Source organism: Halopseudomonas sp. (assembly GCF_036960865.1).
In the GTDB taxonomy this organism is placed as follows: Bacteria; Pseudomonadota; Gammaproteobacteria; order Pseudomonadales; family Pseudomonadaceae; genus Halopseudomonas.
Genome location: NZ_JBALWE010000003.1, coordinates 75,755 through 90,577 on the forward strand (window position 1 = coordinate 75,755; position 14,823 = coordinate 90,577).

Consider the following 14,823-nt stretch of genomic DNA (forward strand, 5'->3'; position numbering starts at 1 on the left):
GGCTTAGCCAGGGCGTCGCGCCGAACGCCGAATCAGGATAATCACCGGTGCCAACCCGGCCAACACCAGGCTCAGGGCCGGCAGCGCCGCGCGCGGCCAGTCGCCTTCGGCAGTCAGACTGTGAATCCGCACGGCCAGGGTGTCCCAGCCAAAGGGGCGCATCAACAGCGTAGCAGGCATTTCCTTGAGTACATCGACAAACACCAGCAGCGCCGCACTGAGAATGCCCGGCAGCAGCAACGGCAGATAAACCCGCCAGAGCACACTGAGGCCGCTGTGCCCCAGGCTGTGCGCCGCTTCCGGCAAGGCCGGGCGAATGCGCGCCAGGGAGGTATCCAACGGCCCGCTGGCCACCGCCATAAAGCGAATCAGATAGGCCAGCAACAGGGCAAACAGACTACCCAGCAGCCAGGGGGCCGGCTCTTCCGCCCCCAGCCAGCCGCGCAGCGGAATCAGGATGCGGTTATCCGCAAAGCTGAACGCGAACATAATCCCCACCGCGAGTACCGAACCCGGCAGAGCGTAGCCCAGATTGGCCAGCGCCACTGCCGAACGCACGCGCCGCAGTGGCTGCAGGCGCCGAGCCAATACCAACAGCAGCGCGACCGTGACGGTCACCAGCGCGGCGATGCCGCCCAGCAGCAGGGTATTGCGAATCAGTGACCAGTAACGGCTATCGAAGTCGCTCTTGCCGCTGCTCACCAACCAGTAAAGCAGCTGTAGCACCGGAATGATGAAGGCCACACTGAGCACCAACAGGCAAAACCCAAAGGCCATCCAGGCGCGCACGCCACGCAAACGATAGAGCGCGCCCTGTCGCGGCCGCTCGGCGCCGGGGAAGCGTTTGCTGCCCTGCGCACGGCGCTCGGCGCAGAGCGCCACCAGTACAAACAACAGCAACAGGCTGGCTAGCTGGGTAGCGGTCTGCAAGCTGAAAAAGCCGTACCAGGTCTTGTAGATAGCGGTGGTAAAGGTGTCGTAATTGAATACTGAGACAGCGCCAAAATCGGCCAGGGTTTCCATCACTGCCAGCGCGGCACCCGCGCCAATCGCCGGTCGTGCCATCGGTAATGCCACGCGCCAGAAAGCCTGCAATGGGGTATGCCCGAGCACCCGCGCCGCTTCCAGCAGTCCGCGACCCTGGGCCAGAAAGGCACCCCGCGCCAACATGTAGACGTACGGATAGAACACCAACACCAGTACCAGAATCACGCCGCCGGTCGAGCGAATCGACCACATGCGAAAGTCATTGCCCAGCCAGCCGCGCAGCAGCGTCTGCAAAGGACCGGCAAAGTCCAGCAGACCGATCATCACAAACGCCAGCACGTAGGCCGGGATCGCGAAGGGCAGCATCAGCGCCCAATCAAACCAGCGCCGACCCGGAAACTCGCAGAGACTGGTCAACCAGGCCAGGCTGACACCGAGCAGCACTACACCGGTGGCAACACCCAGCGTCAGCACCAGGGTATTGCTCAGCAACCGAGCCATCTGCGTCTGCAGCAGGTGCGTCCAGATCGGCACGTCCAGGCTGCCCCAACTCAGCACCAGCACCAGCAGCGGCAACAGCACCAACGCAGCGGCGAGGTAGGCAACCCAGCGCCAGTGGCGTTTATCGGATGTGGATGGATACAGCACAGCAACTCCCGCGAGCCCAGATACAAAAACGCCCGGTCACTTGACCGGGCGTGCAGTATATCGGCAAAAACCGATCCAGGCTCCGCCTGCGATCAGTGCCAGCCGGCGCGATCCATCATCATGATGGCTTCGGCCTGACGGCGGCCGGCCACTTCCACGTTGATGTTGTCGGCCTTGAAGTCACCCCAGGAGGCCACCTCGGCAGAGGGTTCAACCGACTCGTTGGCCGGGAATTCCTGGTTCACGTCGGCAAATACCCGCTGCGCTTCCTCGGTAGTCAACCACTCCAGGAAGGCAATCGCACCCTTGCGGTGTTTGGCATAGTGGGTCACACCGGCGCCAGAGATGTTGACGTGTACACCACGGTCACCCTGGTTCGGCCAGAACAGCTTGACCGGCAGGTCCGGATTGGCGACTTCCAGTCGACCGAAGTAATAGCTGTTGACGATACCCACGTCACACTGACCGGCGGCAATGGATTGCAGCAGCGCGGTGTCGTCTGGAAAGACCGGCGTGGCCAGGTTGTTGACCCAACCCTCGAGTACCTCTGCGGTGCGCTCGGCGCCCAGGGTTTCGATCATGGTGCCGGTGAGCGACTGGTTATAAACCTTTTTCGCCGTACGCAGGCACAGACGGCCCTGCCACTCACTGTCGGCCAAGGCTTCATAGGTGCTCAAGGTGGCGGGGTCAACGCGCTCAGTGGAGTAGGCAATGGTGCGCGCACGCAGCGAAAGCCCGGTCCAGTAACCACCGGCGGAACGATATTGCGCCGGGATGTTGGCATCGATGACGTCAGACTCGACCTTGCGCAGCACGCCCTGTTGCTCGGCCTGCCAGAGGTTGCCAGCATCTACGGTGATCAGCAGGTCGGCCGGGGTATTGGCGCCTTCGGCTTTGAGCCGCGCAAGCAGAGGCGCTTCGCTGTCGGTAATGAACTGAATGGTGGTGCCGGTTTTCTCGGTATACAGGTCAAATACCGGCTTGATCAGATGATCCTGGCGAGCCGAATAGACAACCAGTTCCTTGGCCTGGGCCAGGCTGCCCAGAGTGCTCAGGGCCAGCCCGATCACCACTGCGTTGCGAATCGCTGACATGAAAACGCCTCTTGGTCGATAAAATGAAGCCAGATGATAATGATTAAGCTTTAGCTTATCAACGTGAGAGTGTTGCCAGGCGTTACTCGCCGGAGCCATCTAGCTAGCCGCGCGCCAACGCGGGCAGCTCACCGCTGAGCCCCATGGCACGGCGGATAACCTCGGTCTTGAGCAAAGGCGCACTATCAAACAGCTGCATGCCGGCATTACGCAACCAGCGCAGAGGCAAGGCTTCGGCATGAAACAGGCGCTCGAACCCTTCCATGGCCGCCATCACCGCCAAATTGTGGCCCATGCGAGCGCGCTCATAGCGCTGCAGTACCGCCAGATCCGCAATATTCTCGCCGCGCGCTTGGGCCGCATGCAGCACGTCGCTCAATTCGGCCGCATCCAGCAGCCCAAGGTTAACTCCCTGCCCGGCCAGCGGATGAATGCTGTGCGCCGCATCTCCAATCAAGGCCAGACCTGGCATCACATATTCCTTGGCGTGACATTGGCGCAGCGGAATACACACGCGCTGATCGGCGGCGCGCACCGGTCCCAGGCGGGTCTCCAGTGCCTCGGTTACCGCCAGAAGAAAAGCGGCGTCATCCAGCGCCATAATACGCTGCGCTTCGTCGGGCAACAGCGACCAGACGATGGAGCAGTAGTGCTTGCCGTCCCGCTCGGGCAACGGCAGGTAGGCCAGCGGGCCGCTGGGCAAGAAACGCTGCCAGGCTGTGTGCTGATGCGGCTGCGTCAGCTCCAGCGTGGTGACCACCGCGTGATGCAGGTAATCCCATTGGCGCAGGCCAAACCCCGCCAGCTCTCGCAGGCGCGAACGCGCGCCATCCGCAGCCACCACCAAAGCAGCCCGCACGCGTTCACCGCTTTCACAATCCACGCGCCAGGTGTTCTCTTCGCGTACCAGCCCCTGCACGCGCAGGCCCGGCAGCAGGGTCACATTGCTTTTGAGCAGTTGCTGCAGCAACGCGTTCTGTATCTGGTAATTCTCGACTATGTGGCCCAACCGCAGCTCACCCAAGTCGTGGGCATCAAAATGCACCTCGCCAGTGCCTTCCGCATCCCACACACACATTTTGCGATAGGCCAAGGCAGCGTCACCCGGCAATTGCTCCCAGGCGCCCAAGGCCCGAAGGATCTGTTCGGAGGCGGCGCTCAGCGCACTGACGCGCGGGTCGTACCCCGATGCAGTCGCCGGCGGAGGCACCGCCTCCAGCGGCTGGCTGTCGAGCAGCCCGATACGCAGCTGGCTGTCGGCCAGCGCACACGCCAGAGCACCGCCAACCATACCGGCGCCCACCACCAGCACATCGAACTGCTGCACTGAGTGGTTTACTTCAGCCGCTGTACTCATCCTTTCAACCCCATGGCCTGACGTGCGAAAACGCGCTTGAGCGGCGAGACGATATCCATACCCAGCAAGCCCAGATTGCGACCCGCCGCCAGCACCGGTCGCTGGTTACTGAACAAGCGCGTCAACCAGTCGCTGAGGGCGATGGTCTGGCGCTGGTCAGCTTGTTGCTGCTGCAGATATCGCTGCAATAGCCGCAGATCACCCGGCGACTGTTCGGTACTGGCCCCCAGCAGGCAATCGGCCAGTGCCATAGCGTCACGCAGCGAGAGGTTGAAACCCTGCCCGGCAATCGGGTGCAGACTGTGGGCAGCGTTGCCCAATATCACCAGACCGGAGCGTACCTGCTCCTCCGACTCGGTCAGGCTGAGCGGGTAGCTGTATCGAGCCCCGACCTTTTTCAACGCGCCCATGCGATAACCGAACGCCTCCTGCAAGCGCGCCAGAAAAGCGTCGTCCGGCAGGGTCGCGACCAGATCGGCCTCTGCCTCCGGCAGGGTCCAGACCAGCGCGCTGCGCCCCTGTGACAGTGGCAGCAGCGCCAGCGGGCCGCTCTGGGTAAAGCGCTCGTAGGCAACGCCGTTGTGGCCTGCGGCGGTAGTTATGTTGGCAATGATGGCCGTCTGGCCGTAGGGCCGGGTGTGCCGATGAATGCCCAACTGCTCCAGCAGGCCGGACCGACCGCCATCGGCAATCACCACCAGGTCAGCTTGCTGTTGCAGCTCACTCTGCTCCGTAACGATACTCAGTTGATGCCCCTGGGGGGTGGCCGCAACGGCCGTCACCTGGGCCGGCGCCTGCCAGCTGACCAAGTCGTGATCCAGTGCGCCGAGCAATGCCTCACCCAGCACCGCGTTCTCGACGACATAGCCCAGGGCCGGCACCCCCTCGCCCTCTGCAGACATCCGAGTCACGCCTGGATGACCACGGTCGGACACGTGAATATTCCGGATAGGCTCGACTCGGTCGGCCAGCGCAGACCAGATACCAAGGCGCTCAAGCAACAACCTGCTGCCGTGTGACAATGCTGTTGAACGCGCGTCATAACTGGGTTGCGACGCGCCCGCACGCGGCGGCTGCGCCTCGATCAGCTGCAGTTGCCAACCGTATTGACGCGCACCCGCCTGCAGTGCCAACGCCAGGCTGGCGCCCACCATGCCGCCGCCGACGATGCTGATCAACCGGCTCACGCGGGCTCGGCCTCTGGGTGCCTTGCCGCCGCCATCAGCGCCTCGATTTCGTCGGGGTCCTTGACCACCTTGTTTGTCAGCACTTCACAGCCGGTCTTGGTGACGACCACATCATCCTCGATGCGCACGCCGATACCGCGCCATTTGCGCGGCACCGTGTCGTCATCTGGAGCAATATAGATACCCGGTTCAACCGTCATCACCATACCCGGCTCCAGTGCGCGCCAGACGCCACCAACCCGATACTCGCCCACATCGTGTACATCCATGCCCAGCCAGTGACCAACACGGTGCATATAAAAACGGCGATAGGCCTCATTGGCAATCAGCTCTTCAACCTCCCCCTTGAGCAGACCCAGCTCAACCAAGCCCGCCGTGATCACCCGCACACTGGCGTCATGTGATTCATTCCAGCTGCGATCAGGCCCGATCACCGCAAAGGAGGCGTACTGCGCCGCCAGCACGATATCGTAAATCGCGCGCTGCTCAGGGCTGAAGCGGCCATTGGCTGGAAAGGTGCGAGTGATGTCGCTGGCGTAGCAGTCCAGTTCGCAGCCGGCATCAATCAGAATCAGATCGCCATCGCGAATCTGCGCCGTATTTTCGGTGTAGTGCAAGATGCAGGCGTTGCGACCCGCCGCGACAATCGAGGCGTAGGCAGGCGAGCGGCTGCCGTGGCGCATGAAGGTGTGCTGCAGCTCGGCCTCCAGCTGATATTCATACATCCCAGGGCGGCATAGCTGCATGGCGCGGGTGTGCGCCTCGCACGAGATATCGGCGGCGCGCTGCATGACCTTCAGCTCGCCGGCGCTTTTGTACAGACGCATGTCGTGCAACAGATGATCGAGCGCGACAAACTCACTGGGCGGCTGCGCACCCAGGCGCGCCTTGCTGCGAATCAGGTTGATCCAGTTGGTCAGGCGGCGATCAAATTCGGGGTTGGCGCCCATGGCGTAGTAGACGCGCGTGCGTCCCTCGATCAAGCCCGGAAGAATGTCGTCGATGTCGGCAATGGGGAAGGCATCACTCGCGCCGTACTCGCTGACGGCGCCATCCTGGCCCGCCCGATAGCCATCCCACAGCTCGCGCTCCTTATCCTTCTCACGGCAAAACAGCACATAGTCGCCATGCTCACGGCCGGGCACCAAAACCGCCACGGCCTCTGGCTCGGGAAATCCGGTGAGGTACTGAAAGTCGCTGTCCTGGCGGTAGTTGTGCTCGACATCACGATTGCGGATATAAACCGGCGCCGCCGGCAGAATCGCAATGCTGTTCGGTTCCATCTGGTTCATCAGTGCCTTGCGGCGGCGGGCGTAGTCCTGCTTGCTGATTTGCATGAAGACCTCGATCAATGCAGTGAGGCAGGGGGCGCATCCTGCTCGGTGGTCGCTGGCTGGCACTCACTGAATACCATGAGTACGGCCATACGCACATATTCCATGACTTCCATGAAGTCGACCTCATTGGCTTCCGACTCATCCAGGTCAGTCTGCACCTGGGAGATGGCGACAAAATCACGCAACACGCTGTCAGCTTCCTCACTCAGCTCACCCGTGCGTTCAACCAAACCAAAGCCGGCCAGAAACCCTTCACACCACTGACCGAGGGCTTCAGTACGGTGGTCAATGGTGGCGGCGTCGTCGGGCAACACCAGAGTGAGATCAAAACCGCTGCCAGTCAGTTCCGCCAGGCTGGCGTCATATAGCTGGATCAGCGCGACCTTGCCGGCTTCGGCCAGGCTTCCACTGCCATCGAGCAACTCCTGCGCCACGCTCAACCAAGTAGTGTGATCAAGGCGCGCACCGGCAGACAGACGGCCGACCAAATGGCCATGCAGCTCGGCCGGTCGACCCACCGCTCCCACATCACTGCAGAGCTGGGCGTAGCGGTCGTAATCAAAAACGGCGGGCATCAAAGCCATAGTGGTTTCCGGGCCTCCTGGAAGTGAGAAACAGACACTGCCTCGGCGGAGGAATACAGGTATGCTATTGCCTGCACGCGGACGCTCGAAGCAGATGAACTAACGTGGGTCTATTGTGCCTGCCCGGCACGGGGTAAATCTACCGCCCTACCACCGGCATGGCCAATCCGGACGCCGCCCAATAGTGCATTGCGCGAGGTTTGACCACCTTGCGGGCCGCCTCTATAGTGGCTCAACACCGGGAAGACAGAATGGCACCAATGGACGCACCCGATATCAACGCCCTCTCACAGCGTATTACCCAACTGATCGATCTCTGCGACCAGCTAAAACTGCAGAACCAGCACCTGCTTGCCCAGGAGCGTCTGTGGCGGGATGAGCGTGTACAGTTAATTGAAAAGAACGATTTGGCCCGTCAGAAGGTCGAAGCCATGATACTGCGACTCAAATCCCTGGAGCACGACTCATGAGCCAACCCCTGACAGTCACCCTGCACATACTCGATAAAGAGTATCGCGTCAGCTGCCCGCCAGAAGAGCGGAGCAACCTGGAACAGGCTGCCCGCCACCTCGACACCACCATGCGCGACATCCGCAACAGCGGCAAAGTCATTGGTGTGGAACGCATTGCCGTAATGGCCGCGCTGAATATCAGCCACGAGATGCTGACCGGCAACCACGACCAAAGCGGCGCCCTGGACGACCAGAAAGCGCAGATCAGCGACTTGGTAAAACGCCTTGATCAGGCGCTGGAAAATCATCAGGGCTGATTTGCGCCCGAGACCCAGATCAGCGCTTTACACCACACAGCTTGACCGGAATGCCCCAAAATAAAGCCAATTTGCCCGCTGACATCGAAGTCGGCGGGGGTTTTCTGTATAGTGAGCAACATCCCTGGGGTGTTGGCCAGTCGGAGATGTCCCTGAGCCGATACTCCTGTACCAGGAGGCCACGCGTTGTTGCCAGTGTGCATGTCCGCATGACGGAAAGCCTGAGGCAGCGCCGTGTCCCCCACCTTGAACTTTCGGGTTCAAGGGCTAACCCGGCAGCGGCACTCTGGGGACCTTTTACATGACACCCGACTCCCGCAAGCAATTACGCAAACAACTGCGCACTGCTCGCCGCAGCCTGAGTCGGGCCGAACAACATCGCGCCAGCCGCCAGCTGGTGCGGCGTCTGAGCCAAAGCCGCCTACTCCTGCGCAGTCAGCACCTTGCCTTTTATTTGGCCAACGACGGTGAAATCGACCCTGCCCTGTTACTCGCTCACTGTCGCCGCCTGGGCAAAACCTGTTACCTGCCAGTACTGCACCGATGGCCAGCGACCGGCATGGGCTTTCAACGCTTGCTCCCGCAGCAACGCTGGACCCGCAACCGCTACGGCATCCGCGAACCACTGCCCAATCGCAAGTTACAGGTAAGGCCGTGGCGCCTTGATCTGGTACTGATGCCGCTGGTGGGATTTGATGGCGCCGGCAACCGGCTGGGAATGGGGGGCGGCTTCTACGATCGCACCTTTGCCTACCGTCACCAGCGCCTGAATTGGCAAAAACCGGTGCTGCTGGGACTGGCGCATGAATGCCAAAAGACGGCGTCGCTCCCCGTGGCCAGTTGGGACGTGCCACTGGACGGCATTATCAGCGACCGAGAGCAATTGCTGCTACGCCCGGACCTAAAGCGTTCTTAGCGCTGTTCCGGTAGCGTGGGGGTAACGTCTTGCGCCGAGGACTTATCCAGGTAACTCTGGGTGTACCCGGTCGTCACCACCCCCAAGCCGAAAACTATAACCAAAACCCACAACATATCTGGTTTGCGTCGCACGCGTTGCCTCCTTTTGGACCTGGCAATCTATTATTAGCCTGTACCGGCATGCAGCTGATCCACCCCAATGGATACTGAGACACTTCATGCCAACGTATCAGTGCGTTTGATTTATACCTTTTCAGAAAACTTGTCAAGACTTGAGACAATTGGAGCGCAGCATGGCCTATTGGCTGATGAAATCGGAACCTGATGCCTTTTCCATCGATGACTTGAGGAGCGCTGGCCAGGCAACCTGGGATGGCGTCCGTAATTATCAAGCACGCAACTTCATGCGCGAAATGCAGCCCGGCGACAACTTTCTGTTCTACCATTCCAGCTGCCAGCCACCTGGGCTAGCCGGCATCGGCGAGATAATCAGTTCCGCCTATCCAGATGCTACCGCGCTCAACTCGCAAAGCCCGTATCACGACCCCAAGACCAGCGCCGAACGCCTGCCCTGGGTGGCGGTGGACGTCAGCTTTCAGAAAAAGTTCCCGACACTGCTCGCATTGACAGCTATCCGCCTGCTTGACGGTCTGGAAGAGCTTCCCTTACTGCACAAAGGTAACCGCCTGTCTGTCATGCCGCTAACCACCGAGCAATGGGCAATACTGACTAAAGCTGCCCAGGCCTGATAGACAGATCCATGCGCTTTAACCAGTAGCGACTGGCCTGAATAAAAGCATTGTGCTATCAGTAGACCAAGACCTGTAGAGTGCTGCCATGCCCGCTCGCTTAGCCAGCCGTAATCCCAAGCAGACATTTGCGCTTATCGCGCTACTTTTTGCCCTGCTGCTGGCCGCCATATTCTACCTTTGGCAGGCCCTGCTGGCGGCAGAGCAGACACAGGCGCAGGCACGTCTGCAACTTGAGGCCAACAGCCTGGCGGCGCAGATTGAAGGTCGCTTTCAGCAACAGACAGGCACGCTGATCCGCTTCGCCGAGCGCTGGGATTTCCAGAATCAAAGACCGCACCTCTGGCAGGCAGACGCCGAGCGCCTCCTGCGCGACTTTAAGAACTTTCAAGCGATCGAGTGGCTCGACAGCAGCTACCGCATGCGCTGGATTCAGCCGCTGGCGGGCAACGAGGCGGCAATCAATCTGGTCTATCATCCAGACCATCCCAATTATCCTGTTCTGGTCAAGGCACAGAATACCGGCAAACCGCATTTGAGCAGCCCCTTCAAGCTGGTGCAGGGTGGCCAGGGCCTGGCCTATTACGTGCCGCTCTACCGGGAAGCTGACGACGGCAGCCGCACCTTTGATGGCTTCCTGCTTGGCATTTTCCGCGTTGAAGTACTGCTGGCCGACCTGCTTCGCGATCTACAGGCCAACCGCTTGAGTGTCTCGCTGGAGGAGCACGGAGAAACCCTGATGAATCGGCCCACCAGTGATCAACTGGCCAACAGCTGGCGTGTTACCAGCCCTGTGGTGCTGGGTGAGAACCACAACTTTGTGCTGGTGGTGCATCCCACCCAGCATCTGCTGGACACCGCCACCACGCGCCTGCCGCTGATGATCATGATCAGCGGTTCGCTTGCCGCCCTGCTGCTGTGCTACTCGCTCTGGCTAGCGATAATTGGTGCACGTCGCAATGACATACTGAAGACCACCAACCGCCAGCTGCAGGCTGAAGTAGTGCGCCGCCAAAGCACCGAAGAAAGCCTGAAGAACAACCAGGCGCGTCTGAAGCTGATTATCGACATGACCGACCACAGCCACGACGCCCTGTTTATTATCGGGCTGGACCCACAGGAACTGGTATACCTCAACCGCACCTGCTGGCAGAGCCTGGGTTACAGCGAAGCGCAACTTCGCCAGTTGGCGAGCATAGCCCCCAAGGACATCATGCCGGACGTGCGCCAATGGCTGCAGGCGGTGAAGAACCTGATTCACAACCAAGGTGATGCCATTTTTCAACAGCACGTCGTACGGGCTGACGGCAAGGTTACCCCGCTGGAAATCAGCGTCAGACACCTGCGCCGCTTGGGTCGGGATTATCTGATCTGCGTCGGGCGCAACAACAGCGAGCAGCTGGAAATTGCCGAGCGGCTGCAGCGACTATCCAATCAGGACGGCCTGACCGGGCTGTACAATCGCCGCTACTTCGACAAGACCCTGCTCAGCGAGTGGCGGCGTCTACGCCGGGAAAACACCCCCCTCGGACTACTGATGCTGGATGTGGACTACTTCAAGCGCTTCAACGACCAACTGGGCCATCAAGCCGGCGACGATGCGCTGCAGCGTCTGGCCAATGCCATGAACGGCTGCCTACTGCGTGAGGGCGATTGCGTCTGCCGTTATGGCGGAGAGGAATTTGCAATAATACTGCCGGGCGCTGACCTGGCGCAGTGCATGCAGGTTGCGCGACGAATTCACGAAGCCGTCCAACTGATGGCCCTGCCCCACCCCAATACCAGCATTGCCAGTGGCCTGCTCAGTGTCAGTATCGGAGCTGCCAGTCTGCAGCCTATGCCCGAATGGAGCCCCCACGATCTGATAAAGCAGGCCGACGCGGCACTGTATCGCGCCAAGGCCGAGGGCCGGAATCGCACATGTGATGCGCAAACCAGCGCAGATGCGACCGACTAGCCGAGGTAGAGGCGATACGCCGGATTGTTGGTCTCATCCCAGTACTGATAGCCGATGCCATCCAGCGCTTGAGTCACCAACTGCCGCTCATGCTCGGGTACCTGCAGGCCGGCCACCACACGGCCATAGGCCGCACCGTGGTTGCGATAATGGAACATCGAGATGTTCCAACGCCCGCCTAACTTGTTCAAGAAGTTGAACAGCGCGCCCGGCCGCTCAGGGAATTCGAAGCGGAACACCACTTCATCGGTGACATGATCAGCATGCCCACCCACCATGTGCCGCACGTGCAGCTTGGCCAGCTCGTTGTCGGTCAGATCCAGGACCGGAAAGCCCTCGTTGCCAAGCTGAGCCACCAGTTGGTCACGCGGGTCCAACTCCGGATGGGTCTGCACCCCGACAAAAATATGCGCCTCGCTACCACTGTGATAGCGGTAATTGAACTCAGTGATGGCACGCTTGCCGATGGCCTCGCAGAAACTCTTGAAGCTGCCCGGCTTTTCCGGAATGGTGACCGCCAGCAGGGCTTCGCGCTTCTCGCCAATCTCGGCCCGCTCAGCCACATGACGCAGACGGTCGAAGTTGACGTTGGCACCGGAGTCAATGGCCACCAGTACCTTGCCAGTGCAGCCCTCGCGCCCTACGTACTTCTTGATCCCGGCCACACCAAGACAACCGGCCGGCTCGCAGATGGAGCGTGTATCGTCGTAGATATCTTTGATGGCCGCGCACATTTCGTCGGTGGTGACGGTAATCACCTCGTCCACATAATGACGGCAAACCTCAAAGGTATGCTCACCGATCTGCGCCACAGCCACGCCGTCGGCGAACAGCCCTACCTGACTCAAAACCACGCGCTCGCCCGCCGCCATGGCCGCTTTCAGGCAGGCGGAATCCTCGGGCTCGACACCAATCACCTTGATCTCGGGTCGCAGGTACTTCACGTAGGCCGCGATACCTGCGATCAGCCCACCGCCGCCGACCGGGACGAAGATGGCATCAACCCCGGAGTGCACCTGGCGCAGAATTTCCATCGCCACCGTGCCCTGACCGGCAATGGTGTCCGGATCATCGTAGGGGTGGATGTAAACGTAGCCCTTTTCCTTCACCAGTTTTTGCGAGTACGCCAAGGCCTCGTCAAAAGCATCACCGTGCAACACCACTTTGCCACCGCGCGCACGTACCGCCTTGACCTTGATCTCGGGGGTCGTGCGCGGCATCACGATAGTCGCCTTTACGCCCATATGCCGGGCGGCAAAGGCCAGCCCTTGAGCATGATTGCCGGCTGAAGCCGCCACTACGCCACAGGCGCGTTGCTCATCGGTCAGCTGCGCCAACTTGTTGTAGGCGCCGCGAATCTTGAAAGAAAACACCGGCTGCAGATCTTCGCGCTTGAGCAGTACGGTATTGCCCAAACGTTCGGACAGAAACGGCGCGGCGTGCACGGGGGTTTCGACGGCTACATCGTAGACGCGCGAGCAGAGGATTTTCTTGACGTAGGTTTCAAGGGTCGGGGCTTGCAGCATGAGTGAGGTCGGCTTGTTCAGGGTGAAAAGCGGCCAGTCTAGCGAATCCCGCACTGCACGACTACACGAGAGCCGCCGCATCCCCGTATAATCCGCCCTTTGCCAGCAGACTTATCCCGCCCCGAGGAACCACACATGACCCAGGACGAACTCAAACAAGCCGTAGGCCAGGCCGCCGTAGACCGCCTGCTACCGCACCTGGACGATCAGAGCGTCATCGGCGTGGGCACCGGCTCCACCGCCAACTGCTTCATTGATTCTCTGGCCAAGCATAAGCTGGCTTTCGACGGCGCGGTTGCCAGCTCCGAAGCGACCGCCGAACGGCTGAAAAGCCACGGTATCGCGGTGTACGAGCTTAACAGCGTTGGCCACCTGGACTTTTATGTGGATGGCGCCGACGAGAGTAACGAGCGGCTCGAGCTGATCAAGGGTGGCGGCGCCGCCCTGACCCGGGAAAAGATCGTCGCCGCCGTCGCCAGGACCTTCATCTGCATCGCCGATGAAAGCAAACTGGTGCCCGTACTGGGCAGCTTTCCCCTACCGGTCGAAGTCATCCCCATGGCGCGCAGCCATGTGGCACGCGAAATCGTCAAACTGGGCGGAGATCCGGTCTATCGCGAAGGCTGCGTGACCGACAACGGCAACGTGATACTCGACGTTTACAACATGTCGATCACCAACCCGCAACAGTTGGAAAGCGACCTGAATGCCATTGTCGGCGTGGTGTGCAATGGCCTCTTCGCCGCGCGCCCGGCAGACGTGCTACTACTGGGCACCAAGGATGGCGTGAAAACGCTGGAGCGCAGCTGATTCGGACTACTCGCCCGGTACAAAGCGGTAGAACAGGTTGGGCTCGCTGACCAGATAGAGCCGGTTCTGCTCATCCATGGCCAGCCCTTCGGCCTGCGGAATGGTCCGCTGTAGCCCCGCCATCCCGCGCCACAACCCCAACAGGCTCAGGGGCACACCGGCCTTGTCGTACTCGACGACCATGTGCGACTCGTCACTGAGCAACAGCAGGTGTCCGGTTTCATCGTGCATGCTCAGCGAAGACAGATCGTGCATGAACAATCGTGGCGAGGTCGGTGACTTCAGCTCCCGGATGTGCACCGCCAGCGGTGCGCCCGGTGCGGCGTCGACAAAGCCGGTAACCGCGAGCACGCGCAGCGGATCACGCTCCTTGACTACAAGCAGGCGTCTGGTGCGATCATCCCAGGAAAGGCCTTCAAACCCCTTGTTGCCATTAATATCCAGACCAATGGTCAGGCTGGGCGCCGACCCGGTATCGAGCTCCAGCGCATCCTCTGGCACGTCTATGACCAGCAGCCGCTGACTACGCTCCTCCGCCACCACGTAGCGATTGCCTGACACATGGGTCAGGCCTTCCATATCCTGCACACCGTTCACTCGAACACGGCGCAATAGCTTACCTTCCATGCTGAGCTCAACCAGCAGCGGCTCACCATTGAGTACCGCAAACAAGGTGTTGCTTTCGCCGTTATAGGTCAACGCAGAGACGTCATCCTCAAGGCCCTCGATCACGCGGCGCTCAATATCAACCCGATAAACACCCAGCCGCAACGAGCTTGACTGCAGCGGCTGCTCGCGCAGTCGCCAGGCATGCCAGAGCAGACTGTCAAGGTGCAGCAAGCGCAGCGTGGCCACACCCAGAAGCAGAATGACCGCCAGGCCGATCAGCGCTTTTTTCAA

14 protein-coding genes and 1 other RNA gene are annotated in these 14,823 nt (G+C 60.6%); 7 read left to right on the top strand and 8 right to left on the bottom strand.

The window, feature by feature from the left end:
- Positions 1-3: 3 nt before the first annotated feature.
- From V7747_RS04945 to V7747_RS04970, 6 genes are all read right to left on the bottom strand, one after another.
- Complete coding sequence (locus tag V7747_RS04945) at positions 4-1,635, bottom strand: ABC transporter permease (RefSeq protein ID WP_335614950.1); 1,632 nt, start codon at positions 1,633-1,635, stop codon at positions 4-6.
- Between the two features lie 92 nt (positions 1,636-1,727).
- On the bottom strand, positions 1,728-2,729 hold the full coding sequence (locus tag V7747_RS04950; RefSeq protein WP_335614951.1) for an extracellular solute-binding protein: 1,002 nt from the start codon (positions 2,727-2,729) through the stop codon (positions 1,728-1,730).
- Positions 2,730-2,832: 103 nt separating this feature from the next.
- A complete protein-coding gene (locus V7747_RS04955) occupies positions 2,833-4,086 on the bottom strand; it encodes an FAD-dependent monooxygenase (RefSeq protein WP_335614952.1) in 1,254 nt (417 codons plus the stop codon).
- A complete protein-coding gene (gene ubiH, locus V7747_RS04960; RefSeq protein WP_335614953.1) occupies positions 4,083-5,273 on the bottom strand; it encodes a 2-octaprenyl-6-methoxyphenyl hydroxylase in 1,191 nt (396 codons plus the stop codon). Before ubiH ends, V7747_RS04955 begins: the two co-directional genes overlap by 4 nt.
- Positions 5,270-6,610: a Xaa-Pro aminopeptidase gene (gene pepP, locus V7747_RS04965; protein WP_335614954.1), complete on the bottom strand. Its 1,341-nt coding sequence runs from the start codon at positions 6,608-6,610 to the stop codon at positions 5,270-5,272. Before pepP ends, ubiH begins: the two co-directional genes overlap by 4 nt.
- Before the next feature lie 11 nt (positions 6,611-6,621).
- Complete coding sequence (locus V7747_RS04970) at positions 6,622-7,194, bottom strand: UPF0149 family protein (protein ID WP_335614955.1); 573 nt, start codon at positions 7,192-7,194, stop codon at positions 6,622-6,624.
- A gap of 251 nt (positions 7,195-7,445) precedes the next feature.
- Here V7747_RS04970 and V7747_RS04975 point away from each other — a divergent pair, with 251 nt between their 5' ends.
- The 6 genes from V7747_RS04975 (at position 7,446) to V7747_RS05000 (ending at position 11,587) form a co-directional block, all read left to right on the top strand.
- Positions 7,446-7,664: a TIGR02449 family protein gene (locus V7747_RS04975; protein ID WP_434543338.1), complete on the top strand. Its 219-nt coding sequence runs from the start codon at positions 7,446-7,448 to the stop codon at positions 7,662-7,664.
- On the top strand, positions 7,661-7,963 hold the full coding sequence (locus V7747_RS04980; RefSeq protein WP_335614956.1) for a cell division protein ZapA: 303 nt from the start codon (positions 7,661-7,663) through the stop codon (positions 7,961-7,963). Before V7747_RS04975 ends, V7747_RS04980 begins: the two co-directional genes overlap by 4 nt.
- 118 nt (positions 7,964-8,081) lie before the next feature.
- Positions 8,082-8,260: non-coding RNA, 6S RNA (gene ssrS, locus V7747_RS04985), on the top strand.
- A gap of 4 nt (positions 8,261-8,264) precedes the next feature.
- Positions 8,265-8,879, top strand: coding sequence for a 5-formyltetrahydrofolate cyclo-ligase (locus V7747_RS04990; protein WP_335614957.1), 615 nt, complete (start codon positions 8,265-8,267; stop codon positions 8,877-8,879).
- 295 nt (positions 8,880-9,174) lie between these two features.
- Entirely contained in the window at positions 9,175-9,630 is a 456-nt protein-coding gene (locus tag V7747_RS04995; protein WP_335614958.1) for an EVE domain-containing protein, read from the top strand.
- Positions 9,631-9,718: 88 nt separating this feature from the next.
- Positions 9,719-11,587, top strand: a complete 1,869-nt coding sequence (locus tag V7747_RS05000) for a sensor domain-containing diguanylate cyclase (protein WP_335614959.1) — start codon at positions 9,719-9,721, stop codon at positions 11,585-11,587.
- On the opposite strand, the gene ilvA is transcribed toward V7747_RS05000, so the two are convergent.
- Positions 11,584-13,113 (bottom strand): threonine ammonia-lyase, biosynthetic, encoded by a 1,530-nt coding sequence (ilvA, locus tag V7747_RS05005; protein WP_335614960.1) that lies wholly within the window; start codon positions 13,111-13,113, stop codon positions 11,584-11,586. The genes V7747_RS05000 and ilvA overlap by 4 nt on opposite strands.
- Positions 13,114-13,248: 135 nt before the next feature.
- Here ilvA and rpiA point away from each other — a divergent pair, with 135 nt between their 5' ends.
- Positions 13,249-13,923 (top strand): ribose-5-phosphate isomerase RpiA, encoded by a 675-nt coding sequence (gene rpiA / locus V7747_RS05010; protein ID WP_335614961.1) that lies wholly within the window; start codon positions 13,249-13,251, stop codon positions 13,921-13,923.
- A gap of 6 nt (positions 13,924-13,929) precedes the next feature.
- Here rpiA and V7747_RS05015 read toward each other — a convergent pair whose 3' ends face one another.
- The gene (locus V7747_RS05015) at positions 13,930-14,823 is read right to left on the bottom strand and encodes an SdiA-regulated domain-containing protein (RefSeq protein ID WP_335614962.1); all 894 of its coding nucleotides are present in this window, start codon (positions 14,821-14,823) and stop codon (positions 13,930-13,932) included.

What these genes read in the sequence shown, in the direction of transcription:
- V7747_RS04950 (WP_335614951.1), bottom strand. Translation starts at nt 2,729, where the DNA reads ATGTCAGCGATTCGCAACGCAGTGGTGATCGGGCTGGCCCTGAGCACT.
- V7747_RS04955 (WP_335614952.1), bottom strand. Translation starts at nt 4,086, where the DNA reads ATGAGTACAGCGGCTGAAGTAAACCACTCAGTGCAGCAGTTCGATGTG.
- pepP (WP_335614954.1), bottom strand. Translation starts at nt 6,610, where the DNA reads ATGCAAATCAGCAAGCAGGACTACGCCCGCCGCCGCAAGGCACTGATG.
- V7747_RS04970 (WP_335614955.1), bottom strand. Translation starts at nt 7,194, where the DNA reads ATGGCTTTGATGCCCGCCGTTTTTGATTACGACCGCTACGCCCAGCTC.
- V7747_RS04975 (WP_434543338.1), top strand. Translation starts at nt 7,446, where the DNA reads ATGGCACCAATGGACGCACCCGATATCAACGCCCTCTCACAGCGTATT.
- V7747_RS04980 (WP_335614956.1), top strand. Translation starts at nt 7,661, where the DNA reads ATGAGCCAACCCCTGACAGTCACCCTGCACATACTCGATAAAGAGTAT.
- V7747_RS04990 (WP_335614957.1), top strand. Translation starts at nt 8,265, where the DNA reads ATGACACCCGACTCCCGCAAGCAATTACGCAAACAACTGCGCACTGCT.
- V7747_RS04995 (WP_335614958.1), top strand. Translation starts at nt 9,175, where the DNA reads ATGGCCTATTGGCTGATGAAATCGGAACCTGATGCCTTTTCCATCGAT.
- V7747_RS05000 (WP_335614959.1), top strand. Translation starts at nt 9,719, where the DNA reads ATGCCCGCTCGCTTAGCCAGCCGTAATCCCAAGCAGACATTTGCGCTT.
- ilvA (WP_335614960.1), bottom strand. Translation starts at nt 13,113, where the DNA reads ATGCTGCAAGCCCCGACCCTTGAAACCTACGTCAAGAAAATCCTCTGC.
- rpiA (WP_335614961.1), top strand. Translation starts at nt 13,249, where the DNA reads ATGACCCAGGACGAACTCAAACAAGCCGTAGGCCAGGCCGCCGTAGAC.